Here is an 18,137-nt window from a genome sequence, read left to right as displayed (position 1 = left end):
GAAAAATAGTAAATGGAGTGGCGGACACTCGACAGTAAAGAGTTTTTAAATTTTTCAATTTTTCAATCAGTATGCGTGCCCCCGACTCTCGTGAACGATCACCGCGACAATGGAGCGGGACAAGCGCTTTTCTTGTGCTTTTCCATACCATTCACTCTACAGCTGAAAGTCTAGTAATCAAATCAAAAAAACGCTTTGCAATAGGGTCGCAAACCGTTTTTTATCTCTATTTAACTTCTTTCCTCATCACAAATCGGTATATTTCGAAGATGCCAAAAGTTATGATCCCACAGAAACAGCAAGCCGCATCGCCAACCGTATAGGAAGTGCCGGATTCGCCATTTGATTTACATCCCCAACAAAAAGCATGTCCTGCATAGGATGATAAAAGGCAAACGAACCCGTTGAGCCGGAATGCCCTACCAGCTCCCCTTTACCCGTAAACAGAGTAGCGAGACCACTTAGGGGTACTATCATAAATCCAGCGCCATATTGAATAGGATACATGCTGACTTGCAACTTGTTCATTGTATTCAATTCATTGAAAATGGTTTGATTAAATAACTTTCCTCCAAAGAATGACTTGAGGAATATCATTAATTCACGTGCCGTAGAAATACCACCACCACTGGCACGGCTGCTTCTTATGAATTTTGGACGATACAAGACGATATCCTTATAATAAACAGCGGGAACGACATCGTCATCACTTTTCAGGAGACAGGTTTTTCTGAGTTCTAATGGGTCAAAAATAAATTGTTGATACACATCTTCCAATGTCGAGTCCGTGACAGTTTCGATAATCTCTCCAAGTAAATCAAAGTTTATATTCGAATAGTGAGCCCTTTTTCCCGTACCAGGCACGAAATGTGGTTTCAGTTGCTTAGTCATCGCGATCTTATCATCAAAATTAAATTGCCGATCTTCGTAGATCGCACGTTTTTTTGCATTGTTACTGCCTTCTTCAAAAATATCAGGCAATCCACTAGTTTGAAATAATAAATTAGATAGGATCAGCCCCGTGGAATAGTCCTGTCTTTTGTACATATGAAGTTGGCTCAGCGTATCCTTTGTTAAATATTTTGCTACTTCATCATCGAGCGACAGTTTTCCCTGCTCTTTCAAAATTAAAATACAAGCAGTAGTAAATAGCTTTGTGATGCTTGCCATAAGGAATGGTGTATCGATATTCTTTCCACCGTATCCAGTGCCGTAAGAAAAGTCGCCATCCATGTTTTCCACGAAGAGCACGGCTTCATGTATTTGATTGGTTTTTGTCGTTCGTTCAAAGATCCTGTCGATTTTTTGTTTAGTTCTTTCCATAATAAAATCTTGATCCTCCCCGGTCGTATTGCAGACAATTAAATCTTTTTAAAACTACGTCTATTTACTACCCAATATGCCACAATCCGGAGCCGCTACTGAAAAATTTTTGTTACAACATGCAGGACATAAAAGGCAAGTCCGCCGACCGTGGCAATGTATCTTTGCACCGCACCAAAACACAGCTGAACCGAACGAAAAACCTCCCAACCGAACATTTACTCAACCGCACCGCACCAAACCACCCACAGAACGATCCAAACTAGCCGTCCACCGCACATTTACTCAATCCAACGTTAGAGAGAGCAATCGTTTTGCTCGCACAAAAACAAAACCCGCTCGAATTATCAGGTAATCCTGACATTTCGAGTGGGTTTCGATCTCCGCTTTGTTTGTTTCTTCACGATATGCTGCATCGGTCATGCATCCGACTGTCAGGATTTAATACAGTCTATCAATTCACCTCGTCAATACTCAATCTGCACGATTTCTCGTTCACATATCGAATGACCTTCTCCACCAATGCCTCTGCATTCTCCGCTTCAATGGTTTGCAATTGAATCTGGCAAAACGGTTTGACTCTACAGCGCAGACAGCGTCTGAAGCATCCCGTTTCATAGACGTTCACAAGTTCTGAATACTCCTTTTGAAGGGTTTCCTTAGCCTGCTCAGATCCGGTTCTGCGAAGATTGTTTTCACAAAATTTAACAGCGCGCATTAAGCTTCATCATAATGCGTGAATTGAATATCGAGTGTGCGCAGATAGGTTTGCAGGCCGGCATCTTGAATAGGTATGATATAAGCTGCTTCGTCCGATTCGTTATGATGAGAATGCCAAAGCCCCGGCGGTGTAACGAATGCCTTGCCTGTCACCCAGTCGATGCGAATTGGATCAATGATTTCATTGGTCTTCGGATCAATTTGATCGCCAACCAGTGTATACGTGCCAGGTGCCGCATACGCAACAAAATCGAGAGCAACCGATTTGTGGCTATGGGGAGCCTGATTGGATCCGACCGGTACAATGCCGAGCATCGCCCACAACACATGCGTAATCGTCAAGGTTTGATCAAACTTTTCATTGTTCAACAAAATAGAGATTCGATTTTTCAAATGCGCATCCGGAGCATTCGCCACTTCTTCCAAATGCTTTTTCGCCATTTCCGCTGTATATACCGTCGGTTTGAAACGGGCCTCTGTCGCCTTTACGCCTAAATAATCAAGAAGAGGCGTATCTACAATATAATAAATCGTTGTATCTTCTTTCGCCGTATGAATACTATTCGATCCAGATGGCAATGTGACAAAATCTCCTTGTTTCCAGTCAATGGTTTCCCCATTCACTTCCGTGTGCCCTGCACCTGAAATAATATAGTAAAGTTCACTCGTCGCATTCGGTTCCGTTTGAATGGAATCCCCCGCATTGATGCGCATAAATTGCGCAAGCAGCGAAGGACTTGTCGCCAAATAATCGGTTTTTAATTCTCTACTCAGGTCTAATGTGACGATTCTCGTTTCACCAGCATGATAAAGCTCCGGACAAAATTCTTTGGCGGGTATCGGACTGATGATACCGCTTCCAATTGGATCCGCCGCATTGGTATACTCCAAAAACCGCGCGTCCCCCGTCCAATTTTCCACCGCTTCCCCAATAGCAAATTTTCCCGCCTGTGCATTTGTTGACAATGACATCTCCTCCATTCATTTGTTATCTGTAAGTTTAGCTTGCTAGTCATCATTCGTGAAGTATATAATTCATATAACAACGATACGTTTTTCGAATAGTTAGAAAGTTGGTGACGCAACAATGGAATTAAGACAGCTCCGCTATTTTATAGCTGTGGCGGAAGAATTAAATTTCAGTCGCGCGGCAAAACGATTACATATTACACAACCACCATTAAGTATGCAAATTCAAAACTTGGAAAAAGAATTGGATATTCTACTTTTTTCTAGAACGAACCGAAGCGTGGAATTAACAGAGGCAGGACAACAATTCTATCAGGATATCGTCAAAATTATCGATTCCCTAGAAGGTTCAATTGAAAATGCAAAACGGATTCATCTTGGAAAACTTGGGTCTTTGCGTGTCGGATTCGTTGGTTCTGCTACCTATGACATTCTCCCTGCTGTGTTACGGGAATTCCGACACCAATTCCCCGACGTCCAAGTTCACCTTTCTGAATTATCGACACCTGACCAACTCGAAGCACTGCGACAGAACGAAATCGACGTCGGTGTCCTAAGACCCCCTGTCCTCGATGACACACTCCACACCGAAATCGTCTCCATTGATCCTTGCGTACTCGCGGTCCCGAAACAGCATCCCTTACTCGAATTAAAAGCAGTCACCCTGGACGATTTAAAGCCATACCCGTTCGTATTATTATCACCTAGAACATGGCCCGGCCTCTACACCGAAATCCTAGGCATATGTAATCCCGTCATCCAACAAGAAGCGCTCGAATTTCAAACAGTCATCGGTTTAGTTGCCGCAGGAATCGGCATCACCATTGTTCCTCAATCGACCATGAACCTTCATACACAAGAAGTCGTCTACATTGAGTCCATTCAACAATTGCCTCTCGTCTCGATGGGCATTACGTATCGGCGCAGTGACCAATCCATTCTTGTGAAAACTTTTTGTGAGATTGCAGATCGGGTGGCTCGGAGTGTTGTGTAGAATCCTCAGAGATGCAGAGGCCTATTCTCGAAAAAATGCCAGATCCTAAACAATTCGAAGTTGTTTAGGATCTGGCATCATTTCTTGAAACTTGAAAATGTTAGTTACTTTTATCCACAACTGCAAAATAATTTTGTTCACTATCGGCAAAGTTAAACACCCTACCAGTCGGCATTTCCATAATCTCTCCGACAGTAACACGTTGATTTGCTAAGTCGTTATATAATTTATCGAGGTTTTCTGTTGTAAACATCAAAGATGGAGTACTAAGATTTAACTCAGGAGACATCTTAGCAATTACTTCTTTATTGTGTAATACGATGCTGGTCTCCGCATCCTTTGAGGGAGCTATTTCAATCCATCTCATTCCTTGTCCATTTTCTTCCGCAACGATAATAAAGCCTACTTTTTTCGTCCAGAAATCAACTGCTTCTTGTTGATTAGTTACATAAAGCATAATTTGACCGATTTTAGTAATCATTCACGTTTCTCCTTTTACCTTTTATTGTTTACCCGTTTTCAATGATCGATTCTTAAAACTTTCAAGTATAACAGCAAAATTAAAAATGATCAATTCCGTCAAAGTACAACGAAATTGATCATTCATTCACGTCTTAATGTTCCTCGGCTTCTGCATCAGCTTTCGTTTCTTGAACAGTACCGAATGGGTGGTGCGGCGGTGCATAGATTGAATAAAGCTTTAACGGAGAATTACCCGTATTGGTTACATTATGCCATATACCAGCGGGTATCATAATGGCGGAATCATTACCGACGTTTCTTACATAGTTTAGGTTATTCTTGCTTTTTCCCATCTGGACAAGTCCTTGGCCTTCCTCTATGCGCAGGAATTGGTCAACGTCTGGATGAATCTCCAATCCTATATCTTCCCCAACGTTAATACTCATTAAGGTAACTTGTAGGTGTTTTCCGGTCCAGATAGCGTCACGATAGGTATTATTTTGCTTGGCAGCCTGACTGATGTTTACTACATAAGGGTTTTCTCCATGATCTTTTAACACGAAATCGCTTGTATTTCTAAAATTATTTGGATACGTTAAAGAATGGTTCGGAGAGTCCGCTGCATCTGAAATATTCCAATAGCCGTAATTCCAAATAGTATTACAGTTACACATTGGTACATAACTGTAACAAAGGTTTAGACAAGGATACATAAAATAAGGGTTATTCACTGTAATATACCTCCTAATCCATATGATCATAAACTTAGCATATGCACTAGGTAGGTAGGTTGTTATTATCGATACTGATATTTGGCTTCGACAGCCTACTGACTTAGTTTTCCATTCAACTTATAAAGCATGTAAGAATTTAGTGTTTTCTGTAATTACGCTCCGTGAAAAAAATCTTTTATCAGCATAATTGTACTGCATATTCCAAATTTCCATATCTTGTGCCAATGCTACCAGATATCTAAGAAAGACAATGAGAAGATCCTTGCCAAATGCCCGCTGCACATTTACTTGATCTGACGATGAAAGGGCAGGTTGTCACAGAAAAAGAAAATCCGCCCGAAATGTCAGCTAATCCTGACTCTTCGGGCGGGTTTCTGTTTTTATTTATCTTCCTTCTTCATTACAGCCACTTGGACAATCTTTCCTTCTTTCGCTTCGTCCACAATAGAACTACCAGTGGATTGTCGATTCGTATTCTTCAATGACATCGGATCAATCTCAATTTTTTGGTCTTTTGTCGTCAATAATACAAATTGTTCGTCTTCCTTCACTGCCTTCATATCCACAACCCGATATGGATTGGATTTCAACTCTTTTAGTACCGTTACGCCTCTAAGTGCTCGTGAAGCCACTTCGAACTCTGAAATGTTCATTCTTTTCACCGACCCGCGCTGAGTCGCAACGAAAATATTCTTGACTTGCTCTGTAATCACTTCAAATGCTACCAGCTCGTCTTCTGCCTTCAAATGAAGCCCTCTGACGCCTCCTGTACGTATGCCAGTGATGGCCAATTCAGATAAAGAGAATCGCAATGCATATGCTTGCTTGCTCACTAATAACACGTCTTCTTGACCTGTGACCACCTGCGCACCTACGAGTGTCTCGCCTTTTTTCACATTCATTGCTTTGAATGAACGATTATAGCGCTGCACTTGGAAGTCAGTCAGTTTAGATAATTTCACATTGCCGTTTGAAGCTGCAGTTAATATACTCAAGTTTTCATCAAACGTTTCGAGCCCGATAACGTCCACCAGCTCTTCATTCGGCTCAAGTCCGACAACACTTGATAGATGCTGCCCTAAGTCGCGCCAGCGGATATCAGGGAGCTCGTGGACAGGCTGATAGATATAATTCCCGGATGACGTGAACAATAAGAGATGATGCTGTGTATTCATCGCAGCTTCCAATAAATTATAATCGGATTCCTTCATCTCCTGGCCTGTACCATTCGACGCCGAATACGAGCGCATGCTAGTGCGCTTAATATAGCCGCCTTTCGTTACAGACACCATGACTTCCTCGCTTGGCACTAAAATATCCAAGTCCACTTTCAACTCTTCTATTTTTTCTTCAATTACAGAACGTCGCGGTTCAGAGAACTGTTTGCGAATAGCCTTCAGTTCTTTCACCAGAACAGCTACAAGTTTCTTCTCACTTGCAAGAATTTCTTCCAGTTCATTAATCAACATGCGCAGTTCTTCTTTTTCCTCTTTCAATTCGGTGATATCCGTATTCGTCAGACGATATAACTGCAAAGAAACAATTGCTTCGGCTTGGACTTCCGTAAATTGATATGCATCGATCAAGTTTCGTTTCGCATCTTTTTTATCTTTTGACGCACGAATGGTCTTAATGACCTCATCCAGTATAGACAAGGCTTTCATTAAGCCATCCACGATATGCAAACGGTCTTTTGCCTTTCGAATATCATATGTGGAGCGTCTTGTAATGACTTCTTTTTGGTGATCGATATACGCATCGAGCAGCATTGGAAGCGACATGAGCATAGGACGTCTTCCAGCAATCGCAATCATATTGAAGTTGTACGTGATCTGCAGATCGGTATGTTTCAATAAATATTGCATGATGGCATTGCCGTCCATATCCTTCTTCAGTTCCACCACAATTCGCAATCCGGTCCGGTCGGATTCATCACGAATTTCTGCAATTCCATCCAATTTGCGGTCATGGCGCAATTCATCCATTTTTTTCACTAAGTTCGCTTTATTGACGTCATACGGTATTTCCGTAACGACAATTTGTGATTTACCGGCTTTCAACTGCTCGATTTCCCACGTAGCGCGGATAACAAAGCGTCCTTTGCCTGTCTTGTACGCATTGCGTATGCCGTCGGTTCCTTGAATAATGGCGCCTGTTGGAAAATCCGGTCCTGGAAGCACGGTCATTAAGTCTTCAACGCTAGCTTCGGGATTTTTTAGTCGCATAAAGACCGCATCGATGACTTCATGCAAAGCATGAGGCGGAATGTCTGTCGCATAGCCTGCTGAAATACCTGTCGCTCCGTTGACAAGTAGATTAGGAAAGCGTCCCGGCAAGACCGTCGGCTCAAGTTCCGTATCATCAAAGTTTGGAGCGAAATCAACCGTTTCTTTACGGATATCGCGCAACATTTCACTGGCAATGGCAGATAGTCTTGCTTCCGTATAACGCATTGCCGCAGCTGAATCGCCGTCAACAGATCCGTTATTTCCGTGCATATCAATCATTTCATGGCGCAGCTTCCAGTGTTGACTCATCCGTACCATCGCATCGTAAACAGATGTGTCACCGTGCGGATGGTAGTTACCAATGACATTACCGACTGTTTTTGCCGATTTACGAAATGCTTTATCATGGGTATTTCCTTCATGATACATCGCATATAAAATCCGACGCTGAACTGGTTTTAAACCATCTCTGGCATCGGGAATCGCACGGTCTTGAATGATGTATTTACTGTAACGCCCAAATCGGTCGCCAATCACTTCTTCTAAGGGAAGATCTTGAAAAGTTTCTGAATGGGTCATTCCATATCCCCCTCAACATGTATAAATGCATTATCTAATATATTATGTTCTTCAATTAAGCCGAAATCGACATTTTCTTCGATCCATTTTCGACGCGGCTCCACTTTATCACCCATTAATGTCGTGACACGACGTTCGGATTTCGCACCGTCTTCAATCGTCACACGTATGAGTGTCCGTGTTTCCGGATTCATCGTCGTCTCCCATAATTGGTCAGCATTCATTTCTCCAAGCCCTTTATAGCGCTGGAGCATATAGCCTTTACCGATCTTCTTCATCGCTTCATCCAGATCGTCTTCTGTCCACGCATACTCCAGCTTCTCGCTCTTGCCTGACCCTTTGAACACTTTGAACAATGGCGGCAGTGCGATATACACTTTCCCTGCTTCGATCAAAGGTTTCATATAGCGGTAAAAGAATGTCAGCAATAATACTTGGATATGGGCGCCGTCTGTATCGGCATCCGTCATAATAATGATTTTGTCGTATGCAGCGTTTTCGATTTGAAAATCTGCTCCGACTCCTGCACCGATCGCATGAATAATTGTGTTGATCTCTTCATTTTTCATGATGTCTTCGAGCTTGGCTTTTTCCGTATTGATGACTTTACCACGCAGCGGCAGAATCGCTTGGAACGTACGGTCACGTCCTTGCTTTGCAGAACCGCCTGCAGAGTCACCTTCCACTAGATATAATTCATTTTTAGCTGCATTACGGGACTGGGCAGGTGTCAGTTTTCCTGATAATAATGTATCGGATTTTCTGCGTTTTTTGCCGGAACGTGCATCTTCTCTCGCTTTTCTTGCTGCTTCGCGGGCTTGATGTGCACGGATCGCTTTACGCACAAGATTCGCACTTAATTCAGCATTTTCTTCCAAGAAGTAGAGTAACTTTTGAGACACTACTGCGTCCGTCGCGGTACGGGCTTCACTCGTTCCGAGCTTGCCTTTCGTCTGGCCTTCAAACTGCAGAATTTCTTCCGGGATACGAACAGAGACAATCGCTGCAATCCCTTCTCGGATATCCGCGCCGTCCAGGTTCTTATCCTTTTCCTTCAGCAAACCGGTCTTGCGTGCATACTCATTAACAACACGTGTCATCGCTGCTTTAGCGCCTGTTTCATGTGTCCCTCCGTCTTTCGTCCGGACATTATTGACGAACGAAAGAATAGTTTCCGCATAGCCATCGCTAAACTGGAAGGCGAATTCGACTTCAATGCCTTCCACTTCACCTTCTAGATATGCAACGTCATGCAGAACATCCTTCTCTTCATTCAAATACTCGATAAACGCTTCAATACCTGATTCGTAATGAAAAACATCTTTTTTATCGGTACCTTCTTCTTGCAGGACAATCTTTAATCCTTTCAATAAAAAAGCTGACTCACGTAATCTCTCAGCTAGTGTGTCATATTGATATTTGATCGTTGAAAAGATTTTTTTGTCCGGTTTGAAATGAATGATCGTGCCCGTTTCTTTTGTCGTGCCGATTTGCTCTAGCGTGGTAGCAGGATGTCCGCCGTTTTCAAAACGCTGACGGAACTTTTTGCCTTCCCGAAAGATCGTCACTTCCAACCATTCAGATAAGGCGTTAACCACGGATGCGCCTACACCATGCAATCCGCCGCTTGTCTTATAGCCGCCTTGTCCGAATTTACCGCCTGCATGCAGTACAGTTAAAATGACTTCCGCTGTAGGCTTCCCGGACTGATGCAAACCTGTTGGCATGCCTCGTCCATAATCTCGAACACTGACACTGCCATCAGAGTGAATCGTCACATCAATCTCTGCTCCGAACCCTGCTAACGCTTCGTCTACCGAGTTGTCGACTATCTCGTAAACTAAATGATGAAGCCCTCGAGTATCCGTGGAACCAATGTACATTCCCGGTCTTTTTCGAACAGCTTCTAAGCCTTCTAAAATTTGAATGGAACTATCATCATACGTATTTTGTATTTTCTGTTTCGTCAAAATGAAACCCCCGTCAAACAAATGTTCTCTTATTTTTATCATACATCTTCTGATAAACCTTGTCAAATCAACGTTTTGTTTCAGCTCAACCTATTGTATAGAAGAAATCTTAGGATTGCAACGCGGAAAAGGTGACAACCTAATGAACGACATCTTCCGACAGATATTTTTTAAAAGCGTTCTTCAACCTGCACAAATCAGTCATTGTCCAGAACTTACTCTTCTGCTAAACTTAATGCAAACATTTAATCACGCAAAAGGGGTTCATTATGGAAAATTATATGATCATTCTGGCAGCCTATCTGCTTGGGTCGATTCCTTCCGCTTTGTGGATCGGGAAGATTTTTTATCAAACGGACGTCAGGCAGCATGGCAGCGGAAATATGGGTGCTACGAACACTTTCCGGGTTCTCGGAAAAAAAGCAGGGATCGTTGTCACCTTGCTCGATATCTTAAAAGGAACTGCAGCCGTTTTATTGCCTTTATTACCGTACTTTCATGATACTGCGGTGCATCCATTGTTGCTCGGGGTTGCAGCCGTGCTCGGACATATATTCCCTCTTTTTGCGAACCTTAAAGGCGGGAAAGCTGTGGCCACCTCAGGCGGTGTCCTGCTAGGATACAATTGGCCGATTTTTCTTTTGGTAATCATTACGTTTTTGATCGCATTGAAACTAACAAAAATGGTATCCTTAACTTCAATCATTGTTTCAATTCTCGGACCCATCTATTGCCTCATCTATTATCTGATGACAGAAGACCTATACTTATTCTTAGTCGTTGCGTTAATGGGCTTCTTCATTTTTTACCGACACCGAGACAATATCAGCCGCATCAAAGCAGGAACAGAACCTAAGATCAAATGGCTGTAAATCATGAAAAGAAAGGACGTATCCATCATGAATATCAATATATCCGAAAAGGCAGTTCATTGGTTCAAAGATGAAATGGAAGCCTCTTCAGGCGATTATGTAAAGTTTTTTGCACGGTATGGAGGATCTAGCCCATTGCACGACGGTTTTTCGATGGGAATAACGAAAGAAACTCCCGATGAATTGGCTGTGGAAACGGTCATAGATGGTATACATTACTATATTGAAGAACGGGATCTTTGGTTTTTCGATGGTCATGATTTACATGTGGATACAGATGTAAATCATGGAGAACTTGCTTTTCACTATGAGAAGGCATCTTAAAATCACTACATAAAATGGTAAGAATAACTCACATGTTATTCTTACCATTTTTTAATCGCGTCAATTGATCTAAACAATTTTCCTGTTTCAAAATCTCCACTTGTCGTTCACCCATCAAATCAAAGTGCGGGTACTCGTCTCTTGCATGAATCCACTCTTGGCGCAAACCATACTGCTTCCCCCAATTGATAAGCTTCTTCAGGTCGCTGCACCCGACTTTTGTGACTGTGTTCGTATCCGGAAACCGATCGTCTAGCCAATAATGCGTTAAAAAAGCAATCTCCCCTTGTTCTACTGCTCTTTTCCAAGCATACAGTTCCTGTCGCTTAATTCCGAAAGCCATCAGCCTTCTCCACGCTGAACTTCCATATATTTTGCATCCCATTGCGGATGAATTCTCCGTAATGAAACAGGGCGGAAATTGTCTTTTTTTACTACTACGTGCTCAGAGACAGCAGTTGCAGCAACCGTTCCATCTGCATGCAAGATTTCATAGCCATAGACGGTACGCAGTTTACCATGCGATTCCACCCATGTCCGGACGGTTACGGTCTCTCCGTATGTAATGGATGTCTTGTACTTCACTGACAGCTCGGTAACCGGCGATAAATAGCCATCCTTCTCCAGCTGTGCATAATGAAAGCCTAGGTCCTGAATGAGCGATGTACGTCCAACCTCCATCCAAATCAAATAATTGGCATGATACACGACACCCATCTGATCTGTTTCCGCATAGCGAACTTCAATTTCTTTTTCACTGTAAAACATCCAAACTCACCTCATCCTCTAGTATAACGAACGCAAAAAAACATTGCTTGCAATAACATTCCAAACGACACGAAAAAAGATGCCCAACAAAGTCGGACATCTTTTTCTTAAATCATATACTTAGTTTGATTTCAACTTATCACGTAGAACCATTTGCAGGATTCCTCCGTGACGATAGTAGTCGATTTCAACTTCAGAATCGAAACGTGCAAGCACTTCAAATTCAGTTTCCTTGCCGTCTGGAGCTTTCGCTACGACTTTCAGGATTGAACGCGGCTTAACACCTTCTGCGATGTTGATCGCGATTTCTTCTTCGCCTGTTAAGCCAAGAGATTCAATGTTCTCGCCATTGATGAATTGAAGTGGAAGTACACCCATCATCACTAGGTTCGAACGGTGAATACGCTCGAAGCTTTCTACGATAACTGCTCTGATTCCAAGCAAGTTTGTTCCCTTAGCAGCCCAGTCACGTGAAGAGCCCATTCCGTAGTCTTTACCGCCTAGAACGACTAGTCCTGTGCCATCTTCTTGATACTTCATAGCTGCATCATAGATCGGCATAACTTCTTTAGTTGGCCAGTACGTAGTGAACCCGCCTTCTGTACCTTTAGCGATTTGGTTACGAATACGAATGTTCGCAAACGTACCGCGCATCATCACTTCGTGGTTACCACGGCGTGATCCGTATGAGTTGAAGTTACGAGGCTCTACGCCGTTTTCACGCAAGTAGATTCCCGCAGGTGTATTTAGACCGATTGCCCCAGCTGGTGAAATGTGGTCAGTCGTGATGGAATCACCGAACTTACCGATAACACGCAAGCCTGCAAGTGTTTGGATATCTTCCGGTTCTTTCGAAAGGTTTTCGAAGAATGGAGGGTTTTGGATATAAGTAGATGACTCATCAAAATCATAAAGAGAATCATCAGTAGTTTCGATTGCATTCCATGCTTCGTTTTCCGTGAATACGCGCGCATATTCTTTACGGAACAATTCAGGCGTTACAGTAGCTTTCACTACATCCTGAATTTCTTGAGTGGAAGGCCAGATGTCTTTGAAGAATACATCGTTGCCGTCTTTGTCTTGACCGATTGGGTCTTTTGCGAAATCAATGTTCACTGTTCCAGCTAGTGCATATGCAACAACTAGTGGAGGTGAAGCCAAGTAGTTCGCTTTAACAAATGGGTGTACGCGTCCTTCGAAGTTACGGTTACCGGAAAGAACAGAAGTCACGAGTAGATCTTCGTCACCGATTGTTTTTTCGATTTCAGGAAGCAATGGACCGGAGTTACCGATACATGTTGTACATCCGTAACCAACTGTGTTGAATCCGATTTTGTCCAAGTACTCGGATAGGCCGGAATCATTCAAGTAGCCAGTAACAACTTTTGAACCTGGTGCCAATGAAGTTTTGACGTATGCTGGAGGAACAAGTCCTTTTTCGACAGCTTTCTTCGCAACAAGTCCCGCGCCTAACATAACGTAAGGGTTGGAAGTGTTTGTACAAGAAGTAATTGCTGCGATCGCAACATCACCAGTTTTCAGTTCTACTTTACGTCCATCTTCGAATTTGATCGTTCCAGACTTTTCAAGCTCTTTCGGTGTAAGACCAAAGCCTTGTGTTCCTTCTGGTGCAACTACTGCGTCTTTGAAAGACTGTTGCATTTCAGATAGAGGAATCAAGTCTTGTGGACGCTTAGGACCAGAAAGATTCGCTTCGATTTTACTTAGATCGATTTCAACCACATTTGTGAAGTTCGGCTCTTCCTTTTCAGGAGTGAAGAACATATCGTTTTCGATCAAGTATTGTTTCACTACTTCGATATGGTTCTCATCGCGGCCTGTTAAGCGCATATAGTTCAGTGACTCTTCGTCAACCGGGAAGAATCCACATGTAGCACCGTATTCAGGCGCCATGTTTGCGATTGTCGCACGGTCAGCCAATGGCAAGTTCGATACGCCAGGACCGAAGAATTCTACGAATTTTCCTACTACACCTTGTGCACGAAGCGTTTCAGTTACTTTAAGTGCTAGGTCTGTTGCAGTAGTTCCTTCAGGAAGTACTCCAACCAACTTGACACCAACTACTTCAGGAATTGGGAAGTATGAAGGTTGTCCAAGCATTCCTGCTTCTGCTTCGATACCGCCAACACCCCATCCAAGTACGCCGATACCGTTGATCATTGTAGTGTGGGAGTCTGTTCCGACAAGTGTATCCGGGTATGTTTCGAAAGATCCATCTTCATTTTCAACCGCATGGACAACGTTAGCAAGATACTCAAGGTTTACTTGGTGAACGATACCTGTTGCAGGTGGTACTGCTCGGTAGTTATCGTATGCTTTTTGTGCCCAGCTTAAGAATTGGTAACGCTCAGCATTACGCTCGAATTCAAGCTCCATGTTCATTTGAAGAGCTTGTGGCGTACCATAGCTGTCTACTTGTACGGAGTGGTCAATTACTAAATCTACTGGAATTTCAGGGTTGATCTTGTTTGGATCTCCGCCTAATTCATCCATTGCAGAACGTAAAGATGCAAGGTCAACTACAACAGGTACTCCTGTGAAGTCTTGAAGGATTACGCGTGAAGGTTTGAATGGCACTTCAGCATCTGCATTTACTACAGATCCCCATTTCGCCAAGTCTTCAACGTGCTCATCTTTGATCACATATCCGTCGTGTTGACGAAGAACAGATTCCAGTAATACTCTCACTGAATAAGGAAGTTTCGAAACGTTTGTAAGACCTGCTTCTTCTAAAGCTTTTAAATGGTAGTAGTTATACGTCTTTCCATTTACTTCGAAAGACTTTCGGCTATTGTGTAAATTGCTTTTTGCCATGATTTGGTTTCCTCCTTTATGTACTGAAAGATTATAAATGCACATCTTTCCTCTACTCCATCATAGTATAGCAAAGGAGATTAGTAAAATACATATAATTTATAGGGCTCCATAAGAAAAGGTAATGACTAAATCAAATTTCATTAAGAATTCTCAATTAGTCTTTTCAATTCTCAAATAGACCGCTTTTTCCTACTTTAATGTGCTTTTTTGTTACATTATGGCAGATTCGTGAAAATCCATTTTATAGTTCTCTCATAGTCTTTCACTTAAAAATGGATATCCTAATTTGGAAAGGAAACACACAGGGAGGAACGGGTGTATTCCTCGGGATTTGCCCTCCAGGCAGGGGCGCTTTCTGGGCACATCCCCTTTGGTAAGGCATTAATATTTGCCTTGTGAGTAGCGAGTTTCATGGTGTTCTCCTTGGGAAAAGAGAAATTTCTCACCGCATTGTCTTTACATATGTCTAGATATTCAACCGCCACTATGGCAAACTAACAGAAAGGAGATGATGGAATTGAAGAAAGCATTGCTTGTCGTGGATTATACAGTTGATTTTGTGGCTATAGACGGAGCCTTAACATGCGGCGAACCCGGTATCGCGTTGGAGAATCATATCGTACAGTTAACAAAAGATTTTCTTGCACAGCAGCAGCCTGTTTTTGTCATTAATGATCTTCATGAAAAAGACGATCCGTATCATCCTGAAAATGCTCTGTTCCCCGCCCATAACATCCGCGGCACATTCGGTCGGAATCTTTATGGTAAGATGCACGATCTATATAGTGAACATTCGGATGAAATCATTTGGATGGATAAAACCAGATACAGCGCATTTGCAGGAACCGACTTGGACATCCAATTGCGCGCACGAGACATCAGGGAAATCCATTTGACTGGTGTCTGTACAGATATCTGCATTTTACATACTGCGATAGACGCTTACAATCTAGGCTATAAAATTTTTATTCATGAAGGCGGCGTCGCAAGTTTCAATCCCGCGGGCCATGACTGGGCATTGTCTCATTTCCAAAACACGCTTGGTGCAACAGTGATCTCTAATTAATTTCCCCTTAAAGTTCAACAGAAATTACTCTGTCTGAACTTTTTTATTTCGCCAAACAGAATAAAAGATGTTTCATGTATTAAAAAGACGGTAATACAAATAATAAGCACGTACTAGATACAAAATTTTAAAGGAGATGAACAGCATGAGTTTTATTTGGTTCTTAATTATCGGAGGGATTATCGGTTGGTTAGCTGGCCTTATCGTAGGTAGAGATATTCCAGGCGGTATTATCGGTAACATTATTGCAGGTATCGTGGGTGCATGGATTGGTGGTGCGCTGCTGGGTGAATGGGGTCCTCAGATTTCCAGTTTCTACTTCTTGCCAGCATTAATCGGTGCGATTGTTCTTGTCTTCATCGTAAGTCTGATTATGAAGAGTATGCGCAAAGCATCCTAAATTAGACGCTAAAAAATGTGGAGCTACCTTTAACGGTGGCTCCACGTTTTATTTAGCTGCTTGTATTTTTGATTCTTTTTCCTTGCGTTGGTCTTCAAATTCCTTAAAATACCAGAGAACGTCTTCTACATAGGTTTCACTGTGATTGTAATGAAAAATCGCTTTTTCTATATCTCCGTCTGCTGCTCCACTTTTGGAGAGATAATTCGCTGCGCTGAATATCGCATCTTCAATATCAAACGGGTCGGCAATACCGTCACCATTTGCATCTACACCATAGCCGCCATATTTCTTTATCACATCGGGATTCGTTTTATCCTTTTGAGGAATATCACCTTTCCCAAGGTCTTTACAGCCAGGATAACCCCATCCTACAAACGTGCACGGCATGAACTGCATTGGTCCTTCGGCTCCGGCGGGTGAAACATCGGTATTCATTGTGGAAAACCTCGTCTCGATCCGATGATGTGCAGCGAGAAGCGTCCATGGGATATCATATTTTTCAGCTGCAGCTATATAGATGGGGATGTATTCTTCAGGTATCACGGTTCCTGTCTGTCGATCCTGGATACTCAAAAGCGTGGAAGCAGACTTGCGAATGACATCGCTTTTCTCAATGCTCGTCCAAAGTATCGCAGCAATCGTGAAGACGGTGACGGCAACGGGAATTAATAAGATCAAGAAGGCGACTTTGATGCGGATCGACCGGCTGACCTTCTTTTTCTTCATTGCCCCACCTCTTTCTAAAATTAGTTACCTTCTTTAATCAATTCTTTCATGTCTTTGACGATTGTATCATATGGTACGTCGCTATACCCATCATATAGTTTTACAACCTCGCCTTTTTGGTTAACTAAGCCAAAAGCAGTACCGTGTAACACTTGATCACTATTTGGGATGTCTTTTACAGCAGTCTTAAATGAACTGGCCGCTAGCTTCTCAATTGTTTTCATATCATATCCCGTTAGCATCTCCCATTTACTTTCATCAGGAGGGCCAAATGCTTGCATATACTCCTTCAAAGCTTCCGGTGTATCGACATCAGGGTCAATGCTGAAGGATACGATTTTGTAATCCTCCACACCTTCTGCTTGTAAATTTTCCTGCAACTCCACCATATTATTCATCATTGGAGGACAGGCAGACGTACAGACCGTAAAAATGAACTGTGCCAACCACACATCACCTTTCAAGTCTTCATTCGATACTTTTTCATGATTTTGATTGGTAAATTCAAATGGTTCCACCTTATACTTATGGTCCGCTTTGAATCCGCCGCCACACGCACTCAGCATGAGTACAAAAATAAGCATCAGCGGTACAAAAAACTTTTTCTTCATAATCAATTCCTCCAGCTTCTGATAGTCACTTTATCATATCGAAAGTTCGTTTGCCAAACAAGGCGGAGCTCTGTTCCTATTTGGCTAAACATTGACGGTTTCATGAAGTTCTGATGAAGTTCAGCGGTTTTTAATATCTGAGAGAACTTCATGGATCGCTTCCAGCTTTACTTCCAAACGATGTAACAGGTAAAACGATACAAAGACCGGAAACCCGATATCCTGGATCAGTTGCAGCCATTGCTCCATAGTCCACTCCTCCTCTCTTTTCAAAGTAAAAAAACCGGCGTCCAGTAGAGAACTGAATGCCGATTTTCTTGCATTATTAACGAGTCAATATGGTGCGCGCATCCCGCTCAACGATCCGTGCACTTTTAATAGACGCGAGTTGAGAGTCATCTGCCACAAAGACACCACTTTCGATCACTCGCTGCATGACCGACTCAACTTGCTCTTCCGTGATGTCTTCTCGCGGCTCATCGACCGTTAGTTTGACCGGTGTTTCTACTGCAGTCAGAAATGTCAATTCCAATACTTTTGCCATGTGTGA

The 18,137-nt window shown here is 42.6% G+C and carries 18 protein-coding genes; 5 read left to right on the top strand and 13 right to left on the bottom strand.

The genetic code is table 11. From position 1 onward, the window contains the following. Positions 1-279: 279 nt before the first annotated feature. Together MKX97_RS08410 and MKX97_RS08405 are read right to left on the bottom strand one after the other, a co-directional pair. Positions 280-1,323 carry a serine hydrolase domain-containing protein gene (locus MKX97_RS08410; RefSeq protein ID WP_342537423.1) on the bottom strand — a complete coding sequence of 348 codons (1,044 nt, stop codon included), beginning with the start codon at positions 1,321-1,323 and terminating at the stop codon, positions 280-282. A 717-nt stretch (positions 1,324-2,040) separates the two neighbouring features. Next, a complete protein-coding gene (locus MKX97_RS08405) occupies positions 2,041-3,015 on the bottom strand; it encodes a cupin domain-containing protein (RefSeq protein ID WP_342537422.1) in 975 nt (324 codons plus the stop codon). A gap of 115 nt (positions 3,016-3,130) precedes the next feature. Here MKX97_RS08405 and MKX97_RS08400 point away from each other — a divergent pair, with 115 nt between their 5' ends. Beyond that, positions 3,131-4,006 (top strand): LysR family transcriptional regulator, encoded by an 876-nt coding sequence (locus MKX97_RS08400; RefSeq protein ID WP_009496668.1) that lies wholly within the window; start codon positions 3,131-3,133, stop codon positions 4,004-4,006. A gap of 100 nt (positions 4,007-4,106) precedes the next feature. On the opposite strand, the gene MKX97_RS08395 is transcribed toward MKX97_RS08400, so the two are convergent. The 4 genes from MKX97_RS08395 to parE all read right to left on the bottom strand — a co-directional run bounded on the left by MKX97_RS08395 (position 4,107) and on the right by parE (position 10,021). Continuing rightward, the gene (locus MKX97_RS08395) at positions 4,107-4,487 is read right to left on the bottom strand and encodes a VOC family protein (RefSeq protein ID WP_342537420.1); all 381 of its coding nucleotides are present in this window, start codon (positions 4,485-4,487) and stop codon (positions 4,107-4,109) included. A gap of 133 nt (positions 4,488-4,620) precedes the next feature. Beyond that, positions 4,621-5,199, bottom strand: coding sequence for a cupin domain-containing protein (locus MKX97_RS08390; protein WP_342537419.1), 579 nt, complete (start codon positions 5,197-5,199; stop codon positions 4,621-4,623). A gap of 383 nt (positions 5,200-5,582) precedes the next feature. Beyond that, the gene (parC, locus tag MKX97_RS08385; protein ID WP_342537418.1) at positions 5,583-8,009 is read right to left on the bottom strand and encodes a DNA topoisomerase IV subunit A; all 2,427 of its coding nucleotides are present in this window, start codon (positions 8,007-8,009) and stop codon (positions 5,583-5,585) included. Beyond that, positions 8,006-10,021, bottom strand: coding sequence for a DNA topoisomerase IV subunit B (gene parE / locus MKX97_RS08380; RefSeq protein ID WP_342537417.1), 2,016 nt, complete (start codon positions 10,019-10,021; stop codon positions 8,006-8,008). Before parE ends, parC begins: the two co-directional genes overlap by 4 nt. Before the next feature lie 227 nt (positions 10,022-10,248). Here parE and plsY point away from each other — a divergent pair, with 227 nt between their 5' ends. Both plsY and MKX97_RS08370 read left to right on the top strand, forming a co-directional pair. Further along, complete coding sequence (gene plsY, locus MKX97_RS08375; protein ID WP_342537416.1) at positions 10,249-10,851, top strand: glycerol-3-phosphate 1-O-acyltransferase PlsY; 603 nt, start codon at positions 10,249-10,251, stop codon at positions 10,849-10,851. Positions 10,852-10,878: 27 nt separating this feature from the next. Then, positions 10,879-11,175 carry a HesB/YadR/YfhF family protein gene (locus MKX97_RS08370; RefSeq protein WP_040758101.1) on the top strand — a complete coding sequence of 99 codons (297 nt, stop codon included), beginning with the start codon at positions 10,879-10,881 and terminating at the stop codon, positions 11,173-11,175. A 28-nt stretch (positions 11,176-11,203) separates the two neighbouring features. Here the strand turns inward: MKX97_RS08370 and MKX97_RS08365 are convergent, their stop codons facing one another. From MKX97_RS08365 to acnA, 3 genes are all read right to left on the bottom strand, one after another. After that, positions 11,204-11,518 carry a hypothetical protein gene (locus MKX97_RS08365; RefSeq protein WP_009496683.1) on the bottom strand — a complete coding sequence of 105 codons (315 nt, stop codon included), beginning with the start codon at positions 11,516-11,518 and terminating at the stop codon, positions 11,204-11,206. After that, positions 11,518-11,943, bottom strand: a complete 426-nt coding sequence (locus MKX97_RS08360) for a thioesterase family protein (RefSeq protein ID WP_342537414.1) — start codon at positions 11,941-11,943, stop codon at positions 11,518-11,520. The genes MKX97_RS08365 and MKX97_RS08360 overlap by 1 nt, the downstream gene beginning before the upstream one ends. Before the next feature lie 120 nt (positions 11,944-12,063). Then, entirely contained in the window at positions 12,064-14,778 is a 2,715-nt protein-coding gene (gene acnA / locus MKX97_RS08355; RefSeq protein WP_040758102.1) for an aconitate hydratase AcnA, read from the bottom strand. Between the two features lie 520 nt (positions 14,779-15,298). On the opposite strand from acnA, the gene MKX97_RS08350 reads away from it, so the two are divergent. Together MKX97_RS08350 and MKX97_RS08345 are read left to right on the top strand one after the other, a co-directional pair. After that, on the top strand, positions 15,299-15,847 hold the full coding sequence (locus MKX97_RS08350; RefSeq protein ID WP_040758103.1) for an isochorismatase family cysteine hydrolase: 549 nt from the start codon (positions 15,299-15,301) through the stop codon (positions 15,845-15,847). Between the two features lie 145 nt (positions 15,848-15,992). Further along, a complete protein-coding gene (locus MKX97_RS08345; RefSeq protein ID WP_009496691.1) occupies positions 15,993-16,247 on the top strand; it encodes a GlsB/YeaQ/YmgE family stress response membrane protein in 255 nt (84 codons plus the stop codon). Positions 16,248-16,295: 48 nt separating this feature from the next. Here the strand turns inward: MKX97_RS08345 and MKX97_RS08340 are convergent, their stop codons facing one another. The 4 genes from MKX97_RS08340 to MKX97_RS08325 all read right to left on the bottom strand — a co-directional run bounded on the left by MKX97_RS08340 (position 16,296) and on the right by MKX97_RS08325 (position 18,131). After that, complete coding sequence (locus MKX97_RS08340) at positions 16,296-16,976, bottom strand: lytic transglycosylase domain-containing protein (RefSeq protein ID WP_009496693.1); 681 nt, start codon at positions 16,974-16,976, stop codon at positions 16,296-16,298. Positions 16,977-16,996: 20 nt separating this feature from the next. After that, a complete protein-coding gene (locus tag MKX97_RS08335; RefSeq protein ID WP_009496695.1) occupies positions 16,997-17,587 on the bottom strand; it encodes an SCO family protein in 591 nt (196 codons plus the stop codon). A 120-nt stretch (positions 17,588-17,707) separates the two neighbouring features. Then, positions 17,708-17,836: a YvrJ family protein gene (locus tag MKX97_RS08330; RefSeq protein WP_078816612.1), complete on the bottom strand. Its 129-nt coding sequence runs from the start codon at positions 17,834-17,836 to the stop codon at positions 17,708-17,710. Positions 17,837-17,912: 76 nt separating this feature from the next. Beyond that, positions 17,913-18,131 (bottom strand): DUF2922 domain-containing protein, encoded by a 219-nt coding sequence (locus tag MKX97_RS08325; RefSeq protein WP_009496707.1) that lies wholly within the window; start codon positions 18,129-18,131, stop codon positions 17,913-17,915. Positions 18,132-18,137 lie beyond the last annotated feature (6 nt).

Source organism: Sporosarcina sp. FSL K6-3508 (genome assembly GCF_038615825.1).
In the GTDB taxonomy this organism is placed as follows: Bacteria; Bacillota; Bacilli; order Bacillales_A; family Planococcaceae; genus Sporosarcina; species Sporosarcina newyorkensis.
Note: the sequence above shows the minus strand (reverse complement) of the source record. Positions and strands in the feature narration are given on the sequence as shown.